The organism is Sphingomonas sp. Leaf5 (assembly GCF_001421155.1).
In the GTDB taxonomy this organism is placed as follows: Bacteria; Pseudomonadota; Alphaproteobacteria; order Sphingomonadales; family Sphingomonadaceae; genus Sphingomonas.
Window position 1 is genome coordinate 435 of sequence record NZ_LMJZ01000021.1, and the last position, 23,260, is coordinate 23,694.

General features: G+C 66.1%; 24 protein-coding genes. 6 read left to right on the forward strand and 18 right to left on the reverse strand.

Annotated features, from left to right (window positions below):
* A partial coding sequence (locus ASE50_RS18830; protein ID WP_162236193.1) for an IS1 family transposase occupies positions 1-447 on the forward strand: 447 nt, incomplete at its 5' end.
* Between the two features lie 244 nt (positions 448-691).
* Here the strand turns inward: ASE50_RS18830 and ASE50_RS13565 are convergent.
* The gene (locus tag ASE50_RS13565; protein WP_056401482.1) at positions 692-1,315 is read right to left on the reverse strand and encodes a response regulator; all 624 of its coding nucleotides are present in this window, start codon (positions 1,313-1,315) and stop codon (positions 692-694) included.
* A 56-nt stretch (positions 1,316-1,371) separates the two neighbouring features.
* Positions 1,372-2,004 carry an isochorismatase family protein gene (locus tag ASE50_RS13570; RefSeq protein WP_056401485.1) on the reverse strand — a complete coding sequence of 211 codons (633 nt, stop codon included), beginning with the start codon at positions 2,002-2,004 and terminating at the stop codon, positions 1,372-1,374.
* 58 nt (positions 2,005-2,062) lie between these two features.
* On the opposite strand from ASE50_RS13570, the gene ASE50_RS13575 reads away from it, so the two are divergent.
* Positions 2,063-2,752 (forward strand): NUDIX hydrolase, encoded by a 690-nt coding sequence (locus tag ASE50_RS13575; RefSeq protein WP_056401488.1) that lies wholly within the window; start codon positions 2,063-2,065, stop codon positions 2,750-2,752.
* A 3-nt stretch (positions 2,753-2,755) separates the two neighbouring features.
* Positions 2,756-4,060, forward strand: coding sequence for a nicotinate phosphoribosyltransferase (gene pncB, locus ASE50_RS13580; protein ID WP_056401493.1), 1,305 nt, complete (start codon positions 2,756-2,758; stop codon positions 4,058-4,060).
* On the opposite strand, the gene trmB is transcribed toward pncB, so the two are convergent.
* Complete coding sequence (trmB, locus tag ASE50_RS13585; protein ID WP_056401498.1) at positions 4,057-4,737, reverse strand: tRNA (guanosine(46)-N7)-methyltransferase TrmB; 681 nt, start codon at positions 4,735-4,737, stop codon at positions 4,057-4,059. The two genes, pncB and trmB, sit on opposite strands and share 4 nt — an antisense overlap.
* A 71-nt stretch (positions 4,738-4,808) precedes the next feature.
* Here trmB and ASE50_RS13590 point away from each other — a divergent pair, with 71 nt between their 5' ends.
* Positions 4,809-5,390, forward strand: a complete 582-nt coding sequence (locus ASE50_RS13590) for a phosphatase PAP2 family protein (protein WP_056401499.1) — start codon at positions 4,809-4,811, stop codon at positions 5,388-5,390.
* Between the two features lie 592 nt (positions 5,391-5,982).
* Here ASE50_RS13590 and ASE50_RS13595 read toward each other — a convergent pair.
* The 3 genes from ASE50_RS13595 to lnt all read right to left on the reverse strand — a co-directional run bounded on the left by ASE50_RS13595 (position 5,983) and on the right by lnt (position 10,004).
* Positions 5,983-7,080: a hypothetical protein gene (locus ASE50_RS13595; protein WP_056401501.1), complete on the reverse strand. Its 1,098-nt coding sequence runs from the start codon at positions 7,078-7,080 to the stop codon at positions 5,983-5,985.
* A 101-nt stretch (positions 7,081-7,181) separates the two neighbouring features.
* Positions 7,182-8,393 (reverse strand): methionine adenosyltransferase, encoded by a 1,212-nt coding sequence (gene metK, locus ASE50_RS13600; RefSeq protein ID WP_056401504.1) that lies wholly within the window; start codon positions 8,391-8,393, stop codon positions 7,182-7,184.
* A gap of 75 nt (positions 8,394-8,468) precedes the next feature.
* On the reverse strand, positions 8,469-10,004 hold the full coding sequence (gene lnt, locus ASE50_RS13605) for an apolipoprotein N-acyltransferase (RefSeq protein ID WP_056401506.1): 1,536 nt from the start codon (positions 10,002-10,004) through the stop codon (positions 8,469-8,471).
* 265 nt (positions 10,005-10,269) lie between these two features.
* On the opposite strand from lnt, the gene ASE50_RS13610 reads away from it, so the two are divergent.
* Both ASE50_RS13610 and ASE50_RS13615 read left to right on the forward strand, forming a co-directional pair.
* Positions 10,270-10,602: an SMR family transporter gene (locus ASE50_RS13610; protein ID WP_056401510.1), complete on the forward strand. Its 333-nt coding sequence runs from the start codon at positions 10,270-10,272 to the stop codon at positions 10,600-10,602.
* 24 nt (positions 10,603-10,626) lie between these two features.
* A complete protein-coding gene (locus ASE50_RS13615) occupies positions 10,627-10,929 on the forward strand; it encodes a polyhydroxyalkanoic acid system family protein (RefSeq protein ID WP_056401513.1) in 303 nt (100 codons plus the stop codon).
* A gap of 68 nt (positions 10,930-10,997) precedes the next feature.
* Here the strand turns inward: ASE50_RS13615 and ASE50_RS13620 are convergent, their stop codons facing one another.
* The 12 genes from ASE50_RS13620 to ASE50_RS13675 form a co-directional block, all read right to left on the reverse strand.
* On the reverse strand, positions 10,998-12,338 hold the full coding sequence (locus ASE50_RS13620; RefSeq protein WP_056401516.1) for a PQQ-dependent sugar dehydrogenase: 1,341 nt from the start codon (positions 12,336-12,338) through the stop codon (positions 10,998-11,000).
* Between the two features lie 279 nt (positions 12,339-12,617).
* On the reverse strand, positions 12,618-13,526 hold the full coding sequence (locus ASE50_RS13625) for a hemolysin family protein (protein ID WP_056401519.1): 909 nt from the start codon (positions 13,524-13,526) through the stop codon (positions 12,618-12,620).
* Positions 13,527-13,536: 10 nt separating this feature from the next.
* Positions 13,537-14,049, reverse strand: a complete 513-nt coding sequence (ybeY, locus tag ASE50_RS13630) for an rRNA maturation RNase YbeY (RefSeq protein WP_056401524.1) — start codon at positions 14,047-14,049, stop codon at positions 13,537-13,539.
* Positions 14,046-14,441, reverse strand: a complete 396-nt coding sequence (locus tag ASE50_RS13635; protein WP_056401527.1) for a type II toxin-antitoxin system VapC family toxin — start codon at positions 14,439-14,441, stop codon at positions 14,046-14,048. Before ASE50_RS13635 ends, ybeY begins: the two co-directional genes overlap by 4 nt.
* Positions 14,438-14,695, reverse strand: a complete 258-nt coding sequence (locus ASE50_RS13640) for a type II toxin-antitoxin system VapB family antitoxin (protein WP_056401530.1) — start codon at positions 14,693-14,695, stop codon at positions 14,438-14,440. The genes ASE50_RS13635 and ASE50_RS13640 overlap by 4 nt, the downstream gene beginning before the upstream one ends.
* A gap of 49 nt (positions 14,696-14,744) precedes the next feature.
* The gene (locus tag ASE50_RS13645) at positions 14,745-15,746 is read right to left on the reverse strand and encodes a PhoH family protein (protein ID WP_056401533.1); all 1,002 of its coding nucleotides are present in this window, start codon (positions 15,744-15,746) and stop codon (positions 14,745-14,747) included.
* Between the two features lie 357 nt (positions 15,747-16,103).
* Entirely contained in the window at positions 16,104-17,162 is a 1,059-nt protein-coding gene (locus tag ASE50_RS13650) for an NAD(P)-dependent alcohol dehydrogenase (RefSeq protein ID WP_056401536.1), read from the reverse strand.
* Positions 17,163-17,250: 88 nt separating this feature from the next.
* Entirely contained in the window at positions 17,251-17,814 is a 564-nt protein-coding gene (locus tag ASE50_RS13655) for a hemerythrin domain-containing protein (protein WP_200909556.1), read from the reverse strand.
* Positions 17,811-19,121, reverse strand: coding sequence for a tRNA (N6-isopentenyl adenosine(37)-C2)-methylthiotransferase MiaB (miaB, locus tag ASE50_RS13660; RefSeq protein WP_082439020.1), 1,311 nt, complete (start codon positions 19,119-19,121; stop codon positions 17,811-17,813). The genes ASE50_RS13655 and miaB overlap by 4 nt, the downstream gene beginning before the upstream one ends.
* A gap of 315 nt (positions 19,122-19,436) precedes the next feature.
* Positions 19,437-21,053, reverse strand: a complete 1,617-nt coding sequence (locus tag ASE50_RS13665; RefSeq protein ID WP_082439034.1) for a long-chain-fatty-acid--CoA ligase — start codon at positions 21,051-21,053, stop codon at positions 19,437-19,439.
* A gap of 138 nt (positions 21,054-21,191) precedes the next feature.
* Positions 21,192-22,877, reverse strand: a complete 1,686-nt coding sequence (locus ASE50_RS13670; protein ID WP_056401541.1) for a sensor domain-containing diguanylate cyclase — start codon at positions 22,875-22,877, stop codon at positions 21,192-21,194.
* 67 nt (positions 22,878-22,944) lie between these two features.
* Positions 22,945-23,241 (reverse strand): hypothetical protein, encoded by a 297-nt coding sequence (locus ASE50_RS13675; RefSeq protein WP_056401544.1) that lies wholly within the window; start codon positions 23,239-23,241, stop codon positions 22,945-22,947.
* Positions 23,242-23,260 lie beyond the last annotated feature (19 nt).

Below are 23,260 nucleotides of genomic sequence, written 5' to 3' on the forward strand. Positions count from 1 at the left end.
GCCAAGGCCGCTGTCGGCCAGATCAGCGCCATCTTCACCGACGCCAACTCCTGCTACCACCTCGCCTTTGCGCGGATCGGCGCGCCCGAACCCCACCAGCAGACCAAGGCGCAGACGCATCYGATCGAATCGTCCAACGCCTCGTTCCGCGACATGCTGGCCCGCTTCAACCGCCGAACCAGGCGCGCTTCCAAGACCCAACAGATGCTCGAAATCACCCCCGACATCCTCCTCGCCAGAAAACGCGCCTTTGCGCGGATCGGCGCGCCCGAACCCCACCAGCAGACCAAGGCGCAGACGCATCTGATCGAATCGTCCAACGCCTCGTTCCGCGACATGCTGGCCCGCTTCAACCGCCGAACCAGGCGCGCTTCCAAGACCCAACAGATGCTCGAAATCACCCCCGACATCCTCCTCGCCAGAAAACGTCTACAGAGTCTCACGTGAACACTCCCGGCGGAGGCGGGGGTCCGGAGCCAGGCAGAACAAGGGCTTGCGCCAGAAACCCCCGACCCCCGCCATGCGGGGCTACGGCAGAGAGCAGCGATCGGTACGCTCGCAAAGATCTAGACGGGTTCGGGTTCCCGCGCTCCCGTACGAGCAAGACCAGGCGGTGCGCCGGCGGCAAGTGCAGACCTCGCCGCCGTTCCAGATCGACGGAGGGCTCCGCGTCAGTGGCCGGCCTCGCGCTTCAGGCGTCGAACGCCTGTAGCGCCAGAACCGCCTGCGTCCGGTTGCTCACGCCCAATTTGCGAAAGATCGCCGACAGATGCGATTTGACGGTCGGTTCGGCGAGTTGCAGGTCATAGGCGATCTGCTTATTCTGATGCCCGTTGGCGATCGCGCGCAGCACGCGCAACTGCGCGATCGACAGCGTCCCCATCCGTTCGGCCAGATCGATGCGCGGATCGGCGAGCGGCATGTCCTTGAGACCGGCCGGGACCCAGTGCTTGCCGGACAGCAGGCTGCGGATCGCGTCCATCATCTGGTCGATCGAGGAGGATTTGGGAATGAACCCCTGCGCGCCGAGCGCGCGTGCCTGTGCGATCACCGCCGGTTCTTCCCGGCCGGATACGATCGCGATCGTCGCTGATGGCCGCACCGCGCGCAGCAGGGCAAGTCCGGCGAACCCCTGTACGTCGGGCAGCATCAGGTCGAGCAGGACGAGATCGTATTCCTGTTGCCGAACAAGGCTTTCGGCTTCGGCAAGGGTGGTCACGCAATCCCTGGTAACCGATGGATCGACCGCGCTCGCTGCCATGCCGAGCGCGGTGGCGCACATCGGATGGTCGTCAGCGACAAGTATATGCGTCATCCGTCAACCCTTGTTCCCACCGTCGTTCGACAGTGGTGCATCCGGCATAACATGCATCAAATACCATTACCAAGTGATTGAGGAAGCTGGACTTGAAATGCTGCATCGAGCGATACCGGCCGTCCCGCGAAATCCTGGCCGACGACCTGCTCGATCGTACGCGCGATCCCGCGCGTCAACGCCGATAGCACGGAAACCGTAAACCCGCGCGCGACAAGACCGTCGATCGCCCAGCGGACGCAGTAATCGGCCGCCACGCCGACGACGATTGCATGGTTGATGCCGCGGTCCTGCAGGGCCGCGAAGAAGGCGTCCCGGTCGATCGGTGGCGCGCCGTCGCGGGGGTCGAACAGCGGCAGGCCGGCTTCCGCCCACATGTCGAACACGCCCTTTTCCAGCGTCCGGCACGGGATCGCCGGATCGATTGCCAACGGGTCCAGCAGGTTGCGCCAGCCCGCGCTGTCCCGGACGCAATGGATCGGGAATTGTTCGGCTTCCGCGCTCGTCGGGTAGGTTTCGACGAAATGGGTGTCGTAGGTGAAGACGACCGCCGCCGTGTCGCGCGCGGTTCGCGTTTGCAGCCATGCGGCGAGCGGCGCGACGATCGTTTCTGCATCGGGCACCGGCAACGCTCCGTCCGGCAGGATGAAATCCGCCTGCGTATCCACGACGATGATGACAGCGGCCATTGTTCGTCTCCCTTCGGCTTCGCCTTGAATATATTCTATTTGCATATATGTAAGGCGGATGGAAGAGCCATTGTTCCTGACCGGTTATGATCCGACGGCCTATGCCCGGCCATCGATCACGGTCGATTGCGTCCTGTTGGGCGTTGCGGGGGGGCGGCTCTGCGTGTTGTTGACGCGGCGAACCCGGCCGCCTTTCGCCGGACGCTGGGCATTGCCGGGCGGTTTCGTGGGAATCGACGAATCGCTCGAGGCGGCGGCGACACGGGTGCTGGGGATGAAGGCGGGGCTGACCGACATCGCGGTTGAACAAGTGCATGCCTTCGGCAACACCGACCGCGACCCCCGCATGCGGATCATCGCGATTGCGCATCGCGCGCTGCTGGCACCGGCGCGCCTGGCCACGGTACCGCGCCATGCCGACCAGTGTCTGGCGACGATCGACGCCGATGGCTCGATCATGGTCGATGGCGGTGTGGTTACGCTGGCGTTCGACCATGCCGATATCATCGCGATGACGATCGCGAATTTGCGCCGGACGATCGATGACGACGCCTTCGCGCTGGTTCCCGAGCACTTCACCCTGCGTGAGTTGCAGGGGGTCCATGAGGCGGTGCTGGGACGGCCGCTCAACAAGCCGGCCTTTCGCCGCCGGATGCTCGAACGGGGCGCGCTGCGGGCGACCGGCGCGTTCGAGGCGGGGCGCGCATTCCGTCCGGCCGAACTCTATGTCTATGTTCCGAAAGGCTGATCGATGGTGATGACCGATATCGCGACCCGGGTATGGGATCATGGCTGGCGGCTGGACCCGGTGGTGCGCAGCCTGCTCGACACCGATTTCTACAAGCTGTTGATGGTGCAGATGATCCGGGAGGTCCATCCGGACGTCCACGCGACCTTTGCCGTCATCAATCGCAGCCGGTCGGTGCGGCTGGCCGAGGTGATCGACGAAGCCGAACTGCGCGCGCAACTCGACCACGCCCGGACGATCGGCTTCACCAAACAGGAACTGATCTGGCTGGCCGGCAACAGCTTTTACGGCGTGCGGCGGATGTTTTCGCCCGATTTCGTCGACTGGTTGAGCCGGTTCCGCCTGCCCGCATACGACCTGTCGGTGCGCGACGGACAGTATGAACTACATTTCGAAGGCCCCTGGGCCGAAACCTCGCTCTGGGAAATCCCGGCGCTGACGATCATCAACGAATTGCGGGCGCGGGCGGCGCTGCGCGATCATGGCCGGTTCGCGCTGGACGTCACCTATGCGCGGGCGAAGGCGCGGTTGTGGGACAAGGTCGAGCGGCTGCGCGTCCTGCCCGATCTGGTCCTGTCCGACTTCGGTACCCGGCGGCGGCACGGTTTCCTGTGGCAGCGCTGGTGCGTCGAGGCGTTGCAGGAGGGGTTGGGCGATCGGTTCGTCGGCACCTCGAACGTGCTGCTCGCGATGCAGGCGGGGGTCGAGGCGATCGGTACCAACGCCCACGAACTGCCGATGGTCGAAGCGGCGCTGGCCGACGACGATGCCGGCATCGCCGCCGCACCGTATCGCGTGCTGGCGGAATGGCAGCGGCATTATGGCGGCAACCTGCTCATCGCCTTACCCGACGCCTATGGCACCGCCGCGTTCCTGCGCGATGCGCCGGATTGGCTGGCCGACTGGACCGGCTTTCGCCCCGACAGCATGCCGCCGATCGAGGGCGGCGAGCAGATTCTGCGCTGGTGGCAGGAACGCGGCGTCGATCCCGCCTCGAAACTGCTGATCTTTTCCGACGGCATGGACGTCGACAGCATCATCGCGACCTATGAACATTTTCACGGACGCGTGCGCATGAGCTTCGGCTGGGGCACGAACCTCACCAACGACTTTCGTGGTTGCGATCCGCTGGGCGGCGAGGGGCTGGAGCCGATTTCGCTGGTGTGCAAGGTCGTCAGCGCCAATGGCCGCCCGGCGGTCAAGCTGTCCGACAATCCCGCCAAGGCGACCGGCGATCCCGCCGATATCGCCCGCTACCTGCGCATCTTCGGCGAGAATGGCCGGGTGGCGAGCCCGGTCGCGGTCTAAAGCCGGAGGTAGCGGAAATACCAGACTTCGTGACCCTGTCGTCGCGCCTTGCGCTCGTAGCGGGTTTCCGGCCAGTCTGCGGGGCGGGTCAGGAAGTCGGCGGCGGTCTGCGCCTGCCAGGCGAAGTCGCGGCGCTGGTCCATGATCATCATCGCCCAGCGGCAATAGGTCGGATCGTCGGTGCCCAGGCGGAACTCGCCGCCCGGCCGCAGCTTGGCAGCGATCAGGTCCATCGGGCCGTGGTTCATCATGCGCCGTTTGGCATGGCGCGCCTTGCGCCAGGGATCGGGGTGCAGCAGGTAGACGCGTTCCAGCGAGGCGTCGGGAAAGCGTTCGATCACTTCCAGCGCGTCGCCCATGTGCAGGCGGACATTGGTCAATTCGCCGTCGCGAATGTGGTTGAGCGCGCCGACGACGCCGTTGAGGAACGGTTCGCAGCCGACAAAGCCGTGGTCCGGCCGCGCCGATGCCTGACCCGCCAGATGTTCGCCGGCACCGAAACCGATCTCGACTTCGATCGGGCGATCGTCACCGAACAGGGTGCGCGAGTCGAGCGGGCCGGTTTCGGGCACCGATACGCGGGGCAGCAACTGCTCGACCAGTGAAGCCTGCCCCTCGCGCAGCTTGTGCCCCTGTCGACGGCCATAGAGGCGGCGGATGGTAGTCGGATCGTTCATCGCCGCGCTCCTACCCGGCAGTGTGGTGATCCGACAAGGGAGCTTCCGCGTCCGCCGGTGGTTCGGTTCCCATGGGCAAGAAGCGCAAGGCGAAACAACAGGCGAAGCGGCTGGTCGATGCCGATATCGATGCGGGGCGGGGTGTGGCGGGTGAACTGCACGATCACCCGGTGGTAAAGTTCGCCGGAATGCTCAGTGAAGTGGCCGACCAGCCGCCGATGGTCGCGATCAACCTGACCACGATCGCCGTCGGATTGTGGCGGAGCGATGCCCGGCTGACGCGGACGGGGGTGCGGATGCTGGCCGCCCACGGCCTTGCGACGCTGGCCAAGGCGGTCATCAAGGCCAATGTCGACCGGGCGCGGCCGAAACTGTTCAGCGACCGGGAGGACCATCGACCCAAGCCGGGCGATACCGATGAGGGGCCGCAAAACTCGTTTCCGTCGGGGCATACCGCGGGCGCGCTGGCGGTGGCGCGGGCGGTGGCGCGGGAATATCCGGATGCGGCCGGGCCAGCCTATGCCGGGGCGGCGGCGGTGGCGGCGATCCAGATACCGCGGGGGACGCACTTTCCGATCGATGTCGCGGTCGGGGCGGTGATCGGGCTGGTGGCGGAGGCGGTGGTGGCGCGGGTGTTGCCGGAGGCGGCGTAGCGTGGCCAGCGCGAAGGTCAAAGGTCACAAAAGTCACACTCGTGCGCAGTTGGCGCATTCGCGACGTCGGGCCGATCGACTAATCGGTTCAACTACCTGTCAAAGATCTTTCGAACTCGATCGACATTGCCTGCGATCGGGTTTGCACTTCTGCTCCGGATATACCGGAGGGGTAGCTTGTAGGAAATCCTGCGCTGCGGCCGGAAGGGAGCCGCGCTCCGGGTCGGGACGGAACCTCTGCGACGGCAGTCCGACCCGCCCGACTTGCGACGTGGTCCCGGCGAAGAATTGGGATTTCCCGATCAAAACGGGTGGCAGGCGCCGCGCGAGACCTAGGACCAATCGACATTCAGCGATAACCATGGGATTTCGTCATTCCCGCGCAGGCGGGAATCCATAAACGCCGACGGTTTGGCTGGATCCGCGACGCTGGCGTCTATGGACTCCCGCCTGCGCGGGAGTGACGAAAGGGGACGGACCGCTATTTCTGCGCCCAGCGAACTGAATGTCGATCCCGCCCAGGCCGTCGCTGGGGCAACGGATGATGTCGTGAGGCATGCTCCGAACGCCAATCGGTTCAGCGCCCGTCCGTTCAACGCCTTCCCGGCATCGCGCCGCCGTTGAGGGTGATCGTCTTGTCGCCCCATGTCCGCGTGGTGGAGATGGCGGGTTGCTGGACCAGCGCCAGCACCTCCGCCGGACGGGGCAGGGCGGTCAGCGGCGGGTAGTTAGAGGTCTCGGCCATGTCGACCAAGGCAACCGACCAGCGCGTGCCTCCCTTCTTGCCAAGCAGCAGGCCCGACATATCGGGCGCGACCCATGCCCCGCGACCTGCATCGCTGAACGCCAGCAGATAGGAATCAAGGGCTGCGTCCCTGCGATAGACGGCACCGACCGGGCTGGGGCCGGGATCGCGGCACCATGTCGCCGGCTTCTGCGCTTGGGTGTCGGGTGCGTCCTTTTCCGCCAGCTTGTCCGAGGCCATCGACTGCAACATCCCGCCCAGCAGCCCCGACATCATGTTCGATTTCTCATCGCGAACCAGCTTCGCCTTTTTCGGGAAGTCGAGCGGAGTCGTACAATCCGCGATGGGCTGGCCGGGTGCAGCCGCGGCAAGGCCGGTCGGCCAGGTCAGCGCCGCCAGGATGGCCGGCAACCGTGCGGCGATCCCCGCGCCGTCGAGCGTCGCCGAACTATAGCGGACCTTTACCAGCCAGTCGCCCATCGGCAGGAGCGCCAGCCCGGTGCCGCGATAGGGCGGCTTCGAGACCGACCACGCGCCCATCAGGCCGCTGGCGACGCTTTGCCCCGGCGGGGTGAATGCGGTCGCAGGACCTGCGGCGGTGGCGATGCCGTACATGTCCCGCCGCGTTTCGATCGAGGCACTGGCGCGGTCGAACCAGACGGGTACCGCGCCGCTGACGCTGCGATAGACATAGATGGTGATCGCGTCCGACCCGCGTTCGTAATTGGCGAACACGTCGAGTTCGTCGGTGCCGAATTGTTCGATTCGTCCGCGCGGCATTCCCTCCAGCATCGCCGGGATGGTCAGCCCGCTATGCTTGAAGCGATAGGGCTGGTCGGCCGGCGCGGCTATCGCATTCCTCTGCAGTTGCGCCACCGCCGGAGCAGCCGATGCCGCCGTCATCAACAGCCCGATCGCCCACAGTCCCATGCCAAACCGCCGCATCACGTCCCCCTTGGCGGGCGGACATGAAAACGGGAGGTCCGCCCCGTCGGCGAACCTCCCGCAATTTCATGTCCGTGTCGAGCCGTCAGGCCCGATATGGATCAAGCCGCCAGTGCGGCCTTCAGATCGTCGACCAGATCGGTCTTTTCCCAAGGGAACAGATCGCCCTCGGGCTTGCGCCCGAAATGGCCATAGGCGGCGGTCGGCTGGTAGATCGGCTTGTTGAGCGACAGATGCGTACGGATGCCGCGCGGGGTCAGGCCGCCGAGCTTGGCGATGCCGGCGATCGCGGTTTCGATCGCGTCGTCGGCGACGGTGCCGGTGCCGTGGGTGTCGACATACAGCGACAGCGGTTTCGACACGCCGATCGCATAGGCGAGCTGGATCGTGCAGCGCTTGGCGAGGCCGGCGGCGACGATGTTCTTCGCCAGATAGCGGGTGATGTACGCCGCCGAACGATCGACCTTGGTCGGATCCTTGCCGCTGAACGCGCCGCCGCCGTGCGGGGCCGCGCCGCCATAAGTGTCGACGATGATCTTGCGGCCGGTCAGGCCGGCATCGCCGTCCGGGCCGCCGATTTCGAAGCTGCCGGTCGGGTTGATGTGATATTCGGTCGCATCCGACAGCAGGTCGGCGGGCAGGATATCGGCGATCACCGACTTCACATAATCGTGCAGTTCGGCTTCCTTGGTCCCCTCGTCATAGCCCGGTGCGTGCTGGGTCGAGACGACGATCGCGGTCGCGGCGACCGGCTTGCCGTTTTCGAAGCGCAGCGTGACCTGGCTCTTGGCATCGGGTTCGAGGAACGGCGCGGCGCGCGAATGGCGGTCGGCCGCCATCCGGGCAAGGATCTTGTGGCTGTAATCGAGCGTCGCCGGCATCAGGTCGGGCGTTTCGTCGCAGGCGAAGCCGAACATGATACCCTGATCGCCGGCGCCTTCGTCCTTGTTGCCCGACGCGTCGACGCCCTGTGCGATATGCGCCGATTGCGCATGCAGGTTGTTTTCGAAGCGGAAGCTTTCCCAGTGGAAGCCCGACTGTTCATAGCCGATCTTCTTCACGGTTTCGCGCACGGTACGCTCGATCTCGGCCTGTGCGCCGTCGGCCCATTCGCCGTTTTCGAACACGCCCTTGCAGCGGATTTCACCGGCGAGGACGACCAGCTGGGTGGTGGTCAGCGTTTCGCAGGCGATGCGCGCTTCGGGGTCCTTCGACAGGAACAGGTCGACGATCGAATCGGAAATCTGGTCCGCGACCTTGTCGGGATGGCCTTCGGAAACCGATTCCGAGGTGAAGAGATAATTGGAACGCATGGACTTCCTCTAGGCTAGAGGGAAAGCGCGCGGCCGTTGCCATGCCGCATATAAAGCTTTCCTTATATGGTCGCCCTAGCGCGCGCGACGACGGATGGCAATCGTGAGGCCGCACAGCAAAACTATCGCCAGCAATGCCATCCAGTTGCCGACCCGCGCGAACAGGGTCGGGGGGTGCGGGGCGGGGATCGGGACTTCGATGGCACCCGCCTGACCCGGGGGGATCGACGCGACGAGGCCACCGGTGGCGTCGATCACCGCCGAAATACCCGTTGGGGTCGACCGGAGGATAGGCAGCCCCTCCTCTGCCGCGCGCAGGCGGGCCTGCGCCAGATGCTGCGGCGGACCCCAGCCGCCGAACCACGCGTCGTTCGATGGGTTGAACAGGAGGGCGGGACGGTGGGCGCGGTCGACGACCTGGCCGGAGAAAATGATCTCGTAGCAGATCTGCATACCGACCGGGCCGAAGCCGGGCAGCGCCAACGTCGCCGGGCCGGGGCCGGGGCGGAAGTCGACATCGCCCATGACGAGGCGCGAGAGGCCGAGCGGCTGGAGGATCGAGCGCATCGGAAGATACTCGCCGCCGGGCACCAGATGCGCCTTGTCATAGCGGCCGACGATGCGGGTATCGGGGGTGATGGCGAACACCGAATTGCCGGCGTCGGTGACCTGTCCGTCGCGCGAGAAGAACAGCGCGGTGCCGCCAACCAGCGCCGCATCGCGCGGCCCCAGCGTGCTGGCAATGCGCGCGCGCAGCAGCGCGGGGGGGTGCTGATACCATTCGGGCGGATAGCCGTCCTCGAGGTAGAAATTGACGGTGCCTTCGGGCCAGACGATCAGGCGCGGGGCGGGGCCGGGGGTGCCGGACAGCTCGATCTGCCGGTCGAGCAGGCGCTGGTCATAGCCTTCGCTGCGGACGACCTCCTGCGGGAAATTGGGCTGGACGACGCGGACGCGCGGGGCGGTGGCGGCGATGGTTGGTCGCGTCAGGTTGAAGTCGAGCGCGTCCTCGGGGACCAGCATCAGCAGGGCGAGGGCGACGATGACACCGGCGCGCACTTTCGGGCGAGGCAGGAGCAGCAGCGCGCTGGCGACGACGGTCAGGCCGGACAGGGCGTAGGTGCCGGTATAGGCGGCGAGGGCGCGCAGCGGGGTCGGGACCCAGATCACCGCGATCGGGTTCCACGCATAGCCGGTGAAAACGATCGCGCGCAGATATTCGGTGGCGATCCAGCCTGCGCCGGCGATCAGGACGAAGCCGAGGTCGGGCCGTTCGCTGCGCCTGCCGAGACGCCAAGCGATGCCGCCGGCCATCATTGGATAGACGGCGAGGTAGAGCGCGAGGCCGACGACCGCGACATAGCCGAGCGCGGGGGGCATCCGGTCCTGAAAGTCGAAGGCGTGCTGGATCCAGTTGTTGCCGATGGTGAAATGGGCAACGCCGAACAGCCACGAGCGCCACAGGGCGGCCTTCAGCGTCGGCGCGCGGTGGACCAGCCACAGCCACAGCGCGAACGCGGCCAGCGTGACCGGCCACCATTGAAGCGGCGCGAAGCCGAGGGCCGAGGTCAGGCCGGCGAGCAGGGCGAGGAGAGCGGGCACGCGGCGCATATCCGATGTGTGGCGGGCGGGTGCAAGGGGGGCTGGGCTACACCTAGTGAAACGCCGTTTGGTTCGAGCTTGTCGAGAACGGGGTGCCCCGAACGCAATGTTCTCGACGGACGCTTCTCGGCAGGCTCGAAGCTGCTCGAACCGAACGGGGTGGTGAAACGGGTAGCGCAGGATCGGACCCCCAGCCCGTTCCGTTCGAGCTTGTCGAGAACCACGCGCCGCCGCCAAGCTTCCATCGCCACCGTCGCCGCCCTATCTCCACTTCATGAACCCCTATCTCTGGCTTGCCAGTGCGATCATCGCCGAGGTTGTCGCCACGTCCACCATGCGCGCGACCGCCGGGTTCACGCGGATCGGGCCGTCGCTGGTGACGGTGATCGGCTATGCGATCGCGTTCTACTGTCTGTCGCGGACGCTGGAGAGTGTGCCGACCGGCATCGCCTATGCGATCTGGTCGGGGGTCGGCATCGTGCTGGTCGCGGGCATCGCATGGGTCTGGCAGGGGCAGCGGCTTGACCTGCCGGCGATGTTCGGCATGGCGCTCATCCTCGCGGGCGTGATCGTGATGAACCTGTTTTCGAACAGCACCGCGCACTAGATCGGCGCGCGAAGGAGTTTCCCAATGAACCAACCGGTGACCGTCGATATTCCCCATCAACTCGGACGCGAAGGCGTACGGCAGCGGATCGACAGCGGCATCGACAAGCTGGCGGGTATGATCCCCGGCGGCACGCTGCACGGCAAACGCTGGGACGGCGACACGCTGCATTTCACGGTCAGCGGCATGGGGCAGACGGTGCAGGCGCGCTGTGAAATGCATGATGCGCATGTCCATGCGGTGCTCGACCTGCCGCCAATGCTCGCCATGTTCGCGAACAAGATCAAGGAGAAGCTGGGCAGGGATGGGCCGGCGCTGTTGAAGTGAGATCAGGCGGTGCCGGCCCGCTCCGGCACCGCAAAACGTGCCTTCAGCACGTTTTCAAAGAGCTCCGGTCAGCGCGCCGAAAGCGGCTGGCTGACCCGCCAGATGGTGTTGCCGACATCGTCGGCGACGAGCATCGCGCCGGTCCGGTCGGCGATCACCGCGACCGGGCGGCCGTGCACGCCCTTGCCATCGGCGGTCAGGAAGCCAGTCAGCAGGTCGACCGGCTTGGCGTTGGCGGTGGGGAAGCCGTTGGCGGCGAAGGGCACGTACACGACCTTGTAGCCCGAGGGTGGTACCCGGTTCCAAGATCCGTGCAGCCCGATCGCCGCGCCGTTGCCGAACCGCTCGCCCAGCCGCATGTCGGCGGTGAAGGCGAGGCCGAGCGGCGCGACGTGCGCGCCGAGCGCATAGTCGGGGCGGGCGACATATTGGCGCAGGTCGGGGCGCTGCGGCTGGACCCGCTCGTCGATATAGCCGCCCCAGTAATGCCACGGCCAGCCATAGTTGCCGCCGAACTCGACCTTGGTCAGATAATCGGGCGGCATGTCGGAGCCGAGCATGTCGCGTTCGTTGACGACAGTCCACAGATCCTTGCTGCGCGGTTCGAACGCCATGCCGTTGGCGTTGCGCAGGCCGCTGGCATAGATGCGGAACGTCTTCTTCGCCGGATCGACCTGCCAGATCGCGGCGCGGTTCTTTTCGATGTCGAGGCCGTTTTCGGCGATGTTCGAAGCGGAGCCGACGCTGACGTACAGCGACTTGCCGTCGGGATCGGCGACGACGTTGCGCGCCCAGTGATTGCCGCCGCCGGGCAGGTCGACGATCTTTTCGGGTGCGGCGGTGATGCGGGTCTGGCCGCTGCGGAAGGGATAGCGGACCAGCGCGTCGGTATTGGCGACGTAGAGCCAGTCGCCGATCACTGCCATGCCCGATGGCGAGTTCAGCCCGGTGAGGAATACCGAACGCGCCTCCGCCGTGCCGTCGCCATTGGCGTCGCGCAACAGGGTGATGCGGTTTGCCGAAGGGGTGCCGGCCCCGGCCTGCTTCATGAACAGCCGCATGAACCAGCCGGTGATGCCGCCGCCTTCGCGCGGAGGACTGTTGCTTTCGGCCACCAGCACGTCGCCATTGGCAAGGCGGTAGAGCCAGCGCGGATGGTCGAGGCCCTTGGCGAACGGCTGCACCTGCAATCCGGCGGGGGCGGTCGGGGTCTGGCCGTCCTTCCAGCCGATCGGATCGGCGACGCGGACGGTCGGGAACCACTGGTCGCGGACCGCGGTCAGCTGCGGCGTGCGCCCCGCCACCGCATTCTCGCTCAACTGCGCCCGGTCGGGACGGGTGATGTAGAAGACCAGCCCTGCGATCAGGACCAGCAGCACGAAGCCGAAGCGGATGACGTGTTTGCGCATCGCCGACGAATAGGGCGGTGCAGGCGACGGGGGAAGGGGGCGCGGGCGTTCCGATGAAAAGGGCCGCCGGTCACAAGGGAGGAGTGCCGGCGGCCCGTCGGACCGGTTCGAAGGGGGGCTCGCGAACCTGTCCGCTTCGTGGGACTATCGGAGTCGGGTTGCTTTGTGAAACCGATTATATCGTTGTCGGTGATCGGTTTTGTCTATCGTGGTGCTACGTTCGTGCCCCCCCCGTCCACCATGCGTCGCACGGTCCCCCTCCCTGCGGCGGGAAGGCTGTTACTCTTCGATCTGCGGGTGGGGCGGGTGAAGCCGCAGGCGGAGGACGCGACGGGTGTCGGCGGCGATGATCTCGATCCGCCAGCCTGACGGGTGATCGAGGCAGGTGCCTTCCTTGGGCACCTCGCCCGCCAGTACGAAGGCGAGGCCGCCCAGCGTCTCCACGTCCTCGTCGACTTCGCCCAAACGCGGGTCGATCAGTTCGGCGGCGTCCTCCAGTTCGGCACGGGCATCGGCTTCCCATGCGCCGCCGTCCAGCGGCACGAACAGGTCGGTCGGCGCATCGTCATGCTCGTCCTCGATCTCGCCAACGATCTCCTCGACCAGATCCTCGATGGTGATCAGGCCGTCGGTGCCCGAATATTCGTCGAGCACGATGGCGAGGTGGGTGCGGCTGGCCTGCATCTGCGCGAGCAGGTCGAGCGTCCCCATCGATTGCGGGACGTAGAGCGGTTGTCGCAACAGGCCGATCGCGGTCGGCGGATGCTCCTCGCCCTTGGCGAGGATCGCGAACACGTCCTTGACGTGCACCATGCCGACGATCGTATCGAGCTTCTCGCGATACACCGGCAGGCGGCTGTGGCCGGCCTCGGCGAACAGCTTCACGACATCGGCGAAGGGGGTGTTCTCCTCCAGCGCGACGATATCGGCGCGGGGGACCCCCATGTCGCCGGCATCGCGTTCGCCGAAATGGAGGATGTTGCGCAACATCTTGCGCTCGATCGGCGACAGGTCGCCCGCGACCGGCGCGTCGTTTTCGTCCTCATGCGCTGCGATCACTTCCTCGATCCGTTCGCGCAGCGTCTCGCTGGCGTCGGTGCCGAAGATCAGCGAGCGCAGCCCCCGCCATATGCCCCCTTCGGAGCTGCTACTGTCGCCGGGCGGGGTGCTGGTCGAAACGTCGGCCATGATGGTCGTGTCAGTCCTCTGTAACGGGATAGGGATCGTGCAGGCCGAGTTGGGCGAGCGTCGAACGCTCGATCGCCTCCATGGCTTCCGCCTCGGCATCATTTTGGTGATCATGGCCTAGCAAATGCAGGCAGCCATGGACAATCAGGTGCGTGGCATGATCGGCAACCGAAATGCCGCGTTCGGCCGCTTCCGCCGCGCAGACGCCGTGGGCGAGGACGATGTCGCCCAGCAATACCTCGCCGTCGTCGCTGTTCCGGGTGACGGTGTCGAGCAGATCGGGCTGGATCATCGGGAAGGACAGTACGTTGGTCGGCTTATCCTTCTGACGATATTGGCGGTTGAGCGTCTGCACCTCGTCATCGGAGGTCAGGCGCACCGCGATCTCGATCAGGGCCGGATCGGTCAGCCACACCCCCTGCGGCGTACGGCCGATCGCGGCGGTCGCAGCGCGGGTGGCGAGGGCCTCCCAATCCTGATCCTGCGGCCAGTCGGCCTCTGCCTGTACGGCGATCTCGATCATCTCAGGTCGGTCCTTGCGAAGTCGTCGCCCTTGTAGAGCAGCGCGGCATTGTTGGTACGGGCGCAGGCATAGGCGAAGCAATCGCCCATGTTGAGCTTCGCTTCGTGGCGACCCTTGCCGTAGCGCGTAAAGGCTTCGACGGCGATCGAGGATTCGGACGGCCCGATCGGAGCCAGGGCGATATCCATGTCATGGCAGAAGAGCTCGACAAGCGCGAACGCCTCCGCTGGCTGGCATTTTCGTTTGCGTGCGACAGCCATCGTCGTTTCCCAGACTGCGATTGCCGAGGACAACAGATGCCCGTCATCTGCCATCCGGTCGATCAACGATGCGGCTTCGGGCTCGCCGGTCATGATCGAGACCAGCGCAGATGCATCGACGAAGAGGGTCAATCGTCCTCCTCGCCGCTGAGCCAGTCGTAAAACGCCTTGTTGGCTTCCAGACCGGTAGGCGGCGGCAAGGGGTTTGCCGTACGCCATTTCGCGATTCGATCGTGCAACGAACGGCGTCGTTCGTCCGGAGATAATTGGGTTTCCAGCGCAATCAGGCCGCGACGCACGACATCCGTCTTGCTGACGCCAAGCTTGGCGGCCAAGCGCGCGGCATGGTCGGCGGTAGCCGCATCCTTGATATAGAGCGATGCCATCGAGACCTCCTGCGGATATCCCGCAAGCTAATGCAGGATATCCCTCGACTCAAGCGTCCTTCCCTTCATAGGCCTCGACGATGCGGCCGACGATCGGGTGGCGCACCACGTCGCCGGCGCCGAAACGAGCGAAGGCGATGCCCTCGATCCCCTCCAGCCGGCGGGTGGCATCGGCAAGGCCCGATGCCTGCACGCCGCCGGGAAGGTCGGTCTGGTTGGGATCGCCGCACACCACCATCCGACTGTTCTGACCGAAGCGGGTCAGGAACATCTTCATCTGCGCGGGTGTGGTGTTCTGCGCTTCGTCGAGGATGACGAAGGCATCGGCCAGCGTCCGACCGCGCATGAAGGCGATCGGCGCAATCTCGATCTCGCCAGAGAGGATGCGCCGTTCGACCTGCTCGGCGGGCAGGCAGTCGTTCAGCGCGTCGTAGAGCGGACGGAGATAGGGATCGACCTTCTCCTTCATGTCGCCGGGCAGGAAGCCGAGCTTCTCCCCCGCCTCGACCGCCGGACGCGAGAGGATGAGGCGCTGCACGCTGCCGGTGATCAGCTGCGCCACCGCCTGTGCGACGGCGATATAGGTCTTGCCGGTGCCTGCCGGCCCAAGAGCGAAGATGATGTCGTTGCCGAGCAGCTGATTCATGTAGCTGGCCTGCGCAACGGTGCGCGGGACGATCGTCTTCTTGCGCGTGCGGATCATGATCGACGGTGCGCCCTGACCGCTTTCGGCGCGGAAGATGCCGTCGAGCGCGGGTTGCGACGACATCGCGATCACCGCGTCGATCAGGCCGGGGTCGACCTCCTCACCGCGCAGGATGCGGCGATGCAGTTCGTTCAGCACCTCGCGGGCATGGGCCACCGCCTCGGCCGATCCTTCGATCCCGACCCGGTCGCCGCGGGCGGTGATGTAGACGCCCAGCCGTTCCTCGAGCGCCAGCAGGTTCGCGTCGAATTCGCCGAACAGGCGGGCGAGCAGTTGCGGCTTGTCGAAGCTGAGTTCGGCGCGGGCGCGCTGACCGGCTTGGGCGGGGACGGGCTTGCGGCTCATGCGATCCTTTCGGTCGGGGTGCGATGGCGCGCGGGTCCGGGCCGGGCCTGGAATCGGACGGGGCGGCGCGACTTCATCACGAAGAGACTGGCAGATGCGTTTGCGGGGGGGAAGCGAAACTTGGTTCACGCGAAGGCGCTGAGGCAAGGGAAGGGAGAAGGTTCGATTTCGCGCAGAGGCGCGGAGGCGCGGAGGGGTTGCAATTGCTGCGCCAGCAACGCTCCTACCTCGTCGCAGCGGCAAAAGGCTTCGCCGGGGCGACGCGCTTGCCCCGCCCGAAACCTCTCTGCGCCTCTGCGCCTCTGCGCGAAATCGAACCTTCTTCGCGTTTCCGCGCCTTCGCGTGAGCCCAAATCCTTACTTCAGCGTCGCCATGTCGATGACGAAGCGATATTTCACATCGCTCTTCTGCATCCGGTCGTACCCGGTTTCGATCTCGTCCATCGCGATCGTCTCGATATCGGCAGTCAGGCCATGTTGGTGACAGAAATCGAGCATTTCCTGCGTTTCGGCGATACCGCCGATCAGCGAGCCGGCAAGCGAACGACGGCCGAAGATCAGCGTGCCGACCGAGGGCGAGGGGTGCGGCGTTTCCGGCACGCCGACCAGCGTCATCGTCCCGTCACGCTTCAGCAGCGCAAGGAACTGATCGAGGTCGTGGGATGCGGCGACGGTGTTGAGGATGAAGTCGAAGCTGCCGGCATGTTCGGCCATCGCGTCGGCGTCCTTCGACACGATCAGGTCCTTCGCACCCAGACGGATCGCGTCGTCGCGCTTGTTGGGCGAGGTCGAGAAGACGTACACTTCCGCGCCCATCGCCGCGGCAATCTTCACGCCCATATGCCCGAGGCCGCCCAGACCGACGATGCCGACCTTGTGACCCGGACCGACCTTCCAGTGCTTGAGCGGCGAATAGGTGGTGATGCCGGCGCACAGCAGCGGCGCGACGGCGGCGAGATCGGCGTCGTCATGCTTGATGTGCAGCACGAAGTCCTGATCGACGACGATATGGTCCGAATAGCCGCCGAAAGTGTGGCCGCCGAGCACGGGGTCGGGGCCGTTATAGGTGCCGACCATGCCGGTGCCGGTGCAATATTGCTCCTCGCCCTCATGGCAGGACGGGCATTCGCCGCAACTGTCGACCATGCAGCCCACGCCGACGGTGTCGCCGACGGCGAACTTGGTGACATCGGAGCCGACGGCCGTGACCTTGCCGACGATCTCGTGTCCGGGAACGCAGGGGTAGAGGGTGCCGGGCCATTCGCCGCGCGCGGTGTGCAGGTCGCTGTGGCAGACGCCGCAATAGTGGATGTCGATCGCGACATCGTTCGGCTGCGGATCGCGGCGTTCGAACGAGAAGGGGGCGAGCTTGCTGTCGGCCGACTGCGCGGCATAGCCCTGGGCGGGGGTCGTCATGCTGGGTTTCCAATGATGAGAGAGGTCGCCAGCACAATGCAACGCCGCGGCATTCGTTGCTGATACAAGGTATCAACACGCGGATTTTTCAGGTGACGCGACGCTCGCCATGTTCGAGCATCGCCGGGATCACCAGATCTTCCTCATCGGCGAGATGGCGGTCGAGCATCGTCAGCAGCGTCCGCGACCGCCCGGCATAGTCGGCGGCGGCGCGGTCGACCGCGCCCGATCCGCCGAGCGCCGCCAGCAAGGTCCGTGCGCCCGCGACATTCCGGTCCAGCGCATCGTGGATCGCATGGTGATCGGCATCGAGCAGGTCGAAGCCGCGCGCCATGCGCGGATCGAGCGCGCGGAATTTGGGGAAATAGGCGCTGTCCTCGATCTGGTGATGCGCGTTCAGATGCTGGAGGAAACGGTTGAGGTCGGGGACGAACCGGCGCTGGAACGCCGGTGCGTCGAGCCTGCCGTCGCGAAAGCCGGCGAGCGAGGTTTCAACCGCCGCCGCCTCGGCGCGCAGCGACGCGTGGATGTGCAGCCAGAAATCGGCGAGCTGGCCGAAATTGGCATGGGTGCGCCAGTCGGGCTGCGGATAGGTGGCGCGGAGATAGGCGAGGTCGTCGCCGATGGCCCCGCGCGTCGCGAGGTCGCTCACGCCGCCGCCCGCACGCGCTCCACGCCCGATAGCGAGACCGCGCCGGATGCGACGATCTCGACCTCGACCATGTCGCCGATCTTCGCGTCGGTCATGAAATGGACCGATTGCAGCCATGGCGACTTGCCGAGCATCTGACCCGGCTGACGGCCCTGCCGTTCGACCAGCACCTGACAGGTCCGGCCGATCGTCGCGTCGTTGAACGTCTTCTGATCGCGCAACAGCGCCGCCTGCAGCCGTTGCAGCCGTTCGTCCATCACCGCCAGCGGGACTTCGTCGGCCATGTCGGCGGCGGGAGTGCCGGGGCGTGGGGAATATTTGAAGCTGAACGCCTGCGCATAGCCGACCGCGTCGACGAGGCGCAGCGTATCCTCGAACTCGGCATCGGTTTCGCCGGGAAAGCCGACGATGAAGTCGCCCGACAGCGCGATATCGGGACGGGCGGCGCGGACCCGGTCGAGCAGGCGCAGATAGCTGTCGGCGGTGTGGCTGCGGTTCATGGCCTTCAGCACGCGGTCGTTGCCGGCCTGTACCGGCAGGTGCAGGAACGGCATCAGCTTTTCGACGTCGCGGTGCGCGTCGATCAGCCGCTGCGTCATGTCGTTCGGGTGGCTGGTGGTGTAGCGGATGCGCTCCAGCTTGGGGATGCGGTCGAGTTCGCGGATCAGCGCGTCGAGGCCGCGACCGTCGCCGTCCGCCCACGCGTTGACGTTCTGCCCCAGCAGCGTGATCTCGCGCGCGCCGCCATCGACCAACGCCTTCGCTTCATCGACGATGCGGGCGAAAGGACGGCTGATTTCCGCGCCGCGCGTATAGGGCACGACGCAATAGGTGCAGAATTTGTCACACCCTTCCTGCACGGTAAGGAACGCGCTCGGGCCGCTGCGGCGACGCGCCGGCAGGTGGCCGAATTTCGATTCGGGCGGCATGTCGGTGTCGAGTGCGGGCTTGCCGGCGGCGGCGTCGGCGACCAGCTTCGGCAGGTTGTGATATGCCTGCGGGCCGACGACGACATCGACCTTCGCCCGGCGGACGATCTCGGCCCCCTCCGCCTGCGCGACGCAACCGGCGATGGCGATCATCGGGTCGGCACCGTGTTTGCGCAGGCGGCCGATGTCCGAATAGACTTTTTCGGTCGCCTTTTCGCGGATGTGGCAGGTGTTGAGCACGACCAGATCGGCGGTGTTCGCATCGTCGGTCGCGGTCATGCCCTGCGCCGCCATCAATTCGGCCATGCGCTCGCCGTCATAGACGTTCATCTGGCAGCCGAACGACTTGACGTGGAAGGTCCTGGGGGTGGTGGTCATCGGCGGGCCTGTACCGGATTTCGGGTGGAGCCGGAAGAGTTGGGTAAGAAGGGTGATTCACGCGGAGGCGCGGAGGCGCGGAGAGACGATGGATTTTGTTTCGCGCGAAGGCGCAAAGGACGCAAAGGGGTTGCGGGACGGGTGGGCGAAGCCTTCGCGTTGCATATTATTGAAATAAGAGCCGCTGGCGCGGCACGTGATTGATCTTTGCGTCCTTTGCGCCTCAGCGCGAAAATCACGCTTTTTCCGTGTCTTCGCGAGAAAACGACAAGAAGCGGGACCCCGGATCAAGCCCGGGGTGACGGTGGATAGGGGTTACCCGCGTTCTGCCATCACCTCGGTGATCAGGTCCTTGCGGCTGAGTTTGCCGATCATCGTTTTTGGCAGGGTCAGGCGGACGACGACTTCGTCGACGCGTTCGTGTTTGCCGAGTTGGGGGTTGAGCCAGGCCTTCAGCGCATCGCCATCGACATCGGCGTCGTCGGCCAGCGTCACATAGGCGTGCGGACTTTCGCCGCGATAGTCGCTGGGCAGGCCGACGACCAGCGCCTCGCGGACGGCGGGGTGGTGGTACAGGACGCGTTCGATCTCGCTCGGGAACACCTTGAACCCGCCGACCGCGATCATGTCCTTCAGCCGGTCGACGATGCGGATGAAGCCGTCGTCGTCGATCGTGCCGACATCGCCGGTCCGCAACCAGTGGACGCCATCGGCATCGGTGACGAAGGTCGCGTCGGGGGTGTCGTCGCGCCGCCAATAACCGGTCATGATCTGCGGACCGGCGACGACGATCTCGCCCGGTTCGCCGACCGGCGGGTAGAGGGTCGGGTTTTCCTTGTCCACCAGCCGGACGCGGGTGCCGGCGATCGGCTGACCGATGCTGCCGGCCTGTTGTGGTCCGGCATAGGGGTTGCAGGACACCACGCCCGAGCTTTCCGACAGGCCGTAGCCCTCGACAAGGGTTGCGCCGGTCGCCGCTTCGAACCGTTGCTTCAATTCGGGCGGCATCGGCGCACCGCCCGAAATGCAGTAGCGCAACGACGAGAAATCGGTCTGCTTGAGGCGCGGATGGTCGAGCAGCGCGCGGTACATGGTCGGCACGCCGGGCAGGGCGGTCGCCTTGGTCCGGTCGAGCGCGGCCAGCACCTGTCCGGCGTCGAAGCGCGGCAGCATCACGATCTCTCCGCCGGTCACGACGGTGCGGTTGAGGACGCAGGTGTTGGCGAAGACATGGAACATCGGCAGCACGCCGAGGATGCGGTCGAGCCGGCTGTTGCCGTCGGGGTCGAGCCACGCGACCTGTCGGGCATTGGCCGACAGATTGGCATGGGTCAGCATCGCGCCCTTGGGACTGCCGGTCGTGCCGCCGGTATATTGGATCAGGGCAAGGTCGCGTTCGGGATCGATCGCCGGCATGCCGCAGTCGCCGTCATTGGCGATCAGCGCCGAAAAGGCACCGACCCGGCGGTCGTCGGGACGCGGCGTCACCTCCTGCGAGCGGAACCAGCGATAGAATAGCGATTTGGCGGCGGGCAACGCGCCTGCGACCGATCCGACGACCAGTCGTTCGAGCGAACTGCGCTCCAGCACCTCCAGCGCGGTCGGCAGCAGCGCCGAGGCGGACAGGGTGAACAGCAGCTTCGTCCCCGAATCCTCGACCTGCGCCGCCAGTTCGTGCGCGGTGTAGAGCGGCGAGAAGTTGACGACCGTCGCGCCGAGTTTGAGGATGCCGTAATAGGCGGCGACGTAATGCGGGACATTGGGCAGGAACAGCCCGATCCGGTCGCCCGGACCATAGCCGAGTTTGGCAAGGCCGCAGGCGACGCGGTCCGCACCGTTCTTCGTCTCGGCATAGCTGTAATGGCGGCCGAGAAAATCGATCAGCGGCGCCGCGCCGCGCCGCGCGGCCGATTCCTCGAACAGCGTCACCATCGACATGGGTGGTATCGGTTCGTCCCAGCGAACCGGATGGGCGTAGCGGTCGAGGATCGGTGCGGCGCGGCTCATTTACAACGGTGTAAGCAGCGATTTCGCGACATGCAAGCCGGGTTGCGTCGCCCGTAATCGGGGTCAGGCCGCCATCGACAACGGGGCGCGTCCGGCACGATCGCGACCGGCGGCCTTGGCCTGAAAAAGTGCCTTGTCGGCAAGGCGATAGAGCCGTTTCCAGTCGTTCTCGTCCAATAACGGGCCGTGGCAGATGCCGACGCTGCTGGTCACCCGCAGGTCGAACGGCAGGCGCTGCGCGCGGACATTGGCGAGCAGCATGTCGGGATCGGGCATCGCCGAGTCTTCGCCCAGCAACGCGAATTCCTCGCCACCCATGCGGGCGACCAGGACCCCCGGCGGCGCGTGCAGCCGTAGCGTCCGGGCGAACTGGCGCAGGACTTCGTCGCCGCCGTCGTGGCCGATCGTATCGTTGACCTGCTTGAAATGGTCGATGTCGAACAGCATCAGCGTCCGCGGACCCGGTGCCGCGATCGCGCGCGACAGGAAGGCGCGGCGGTTGAGCAGGCCGGTCAGCGGATCGGTATCGGCCAGTTCGCGCGAGATCGCCTCCTGCCGCACCGCTTCGTCGCGTTCGTGGCTGAGCACGCGAATGCGATAGGCGATGGCGGCACTGGCGGTCAGCGTTTCGACGCACATCGCCACCGTCGTCGAATTGTCGATCCAGAAGCTCCAGCGCAGCAGGTTGACGTTGTAGAGCGAGCGGACGACCAGCATCCCCATCGGCGCGGCCCAGCTGAGCGCGAACAGCCAGAGATAGTTGCTGCGCCGCCGCCACGCGCGCCACACCACCAAGCCGACCGCGACCGGCGCAACGAACATCGTCAGCGAGAAGACGCGATCGAGCGGGCTGATGGCGAGCGGCCCGATCGCCATCAGCAGCACGCCGAGCAGTCCGAAAATGACGATCACCATCTGGATCAGCCGGAGCGGCCAGCCATCGAGAATCCGGCGTTCGAAGAAACAGGCGCAGAAGACGAGCGCCGCGGCCATGCCCCACGACAGCGCCACATAGCTGGTCAGGATGCGGCGATTATTGGCGAGGTCGGGCAGCAGCCATGCCAGTGTGCCCGACGACGACAGCGCATAGATCATCAGGCAGGCGAGCAGGCCGCAATAGGCGATCTGGAAGTCGTGCCGCAGCACCCGCCACAGCGCGAAATTGTAGAAGAGCAGGCCGGCGCACAGCCCGATGAAGCCGGCGTAGAACGCGGCGAGCAGCATGTTGGACCGCTGGCTTTCGGCATCGTCGGTCACGCGGGCACCCACCACGATGCCCCGCAGATTGGCCGACCCGCCGACCCGCCACAGAACCCGTTCGATCGGTGCGCCGTTGGGCATGAATCGATGTTCGAGGATCGCGCCCAGCTGAATATGGTGGCCGATGCCGACATTGTCGTCGACCCAGCCGGCGATGCGGCCATCGGCGGCGATCGCATAGACGTCCATCGTGTCGTACCACAGGCTGACCTGTCGCACGCGGATCGCCGCCGCCGGATCGGCGGGCGTGGGCAGGCGACCGGACAGGACCCAGTAATCGCCGCGTCCGAACGCGATCTGCCGCGTGCTGCAATCGAACCGGCCGGTATCGGCCAGCACGCCGCGAACGGTGTCGCCGGACTGAACCCGGCTGACACAGGTCGTCAGCGGCGCGCCGCCGATTCCTGCCTGCGCGCGCGCAGGCGTCGTGCAGAATGCACCGAACGCCACGAGCAGCGCGATCCACAGGGTTCGACAGGTCGATACCATCGATCGGATATGCCGGCCGACGCGCCAAGATTCAGTTAACGCGTCGTTTGTTTTTCCGGTCGACGGGTCAGTGCGCGGCGACGACCGCCGCGCTTAGCCCCGCCATGGTCGCCTGCTGCGCGATCTGGCGGACGGTGTCGGCACCGGTACCGGCCGGGGTCAACACGCGCGCGCTGGAGCGGCCGGGGGCAACGGGCTGCGGAAAGGTCGTCGCGCGGCTGGGTCGCTGGGCACCCTGTTGCCGGATGAAGGCGGCGACGGCGTCGCTCGGCCCGCTGACCACCAGTTCGGGTCCGCCGGTCGCCGGGCTCAGGCCACATCCGGCCAGCAGCGTCGCCGCCGCCATCGTCACGAAAATCCGCATCCTCACCCCTATCGCTCGC